Raw genomic sequence first — 272 nt, 5'->3', positions numbered from 1 at the left:
CCCGCGTCCATTTATGTCATAAACAACATCAAATCCCTCTGCTGAGAGACTGGATTTTACAAAGTCGAAGTCCTTCCTGTCTCCTTTCAAATGCAAGATCTTGGAAGAAAAATCAGCATAATCACTGTCTGATTCACCTGGCAACTGTTGAGTGACAGGCGCTTTACCTCTTGTGAATAAAGTCACCTGGTGACCCTCTTTGACAAGGAGCCTAGACAAAAACACACCAATAAACCTGGTGCCTCCCATTATTAGGATTTTCTTGGTGCTCG

General features: G+C 43.8%; 1 protein-coding gene. It reads right to left on the bottom strand.

Features of this window, described 5'->3' with window-relative positions:
• The coding region (locus PZC42_RS24665) for a hypothetical protein (RefSeq protein WP_498041202.1) at positions 1-249 on the bottom strand (249 nt) is incomplete at its 3' end.
• Positions 250-272 lie beyond the last annotated feature (23 nt).

This window comes from Isoptericola croceus, from assembly GCF_029382255.1.
Classification (GTDB): Bacteria; Actinomycetota; Actinomycetes; order Actinomycetales; family Cellulomonadaceae; genus Isoptericola; species Isoptericola croceus.
This window is presented reverse-complemented; position numbering and strand designations above follow the sequence as displayed.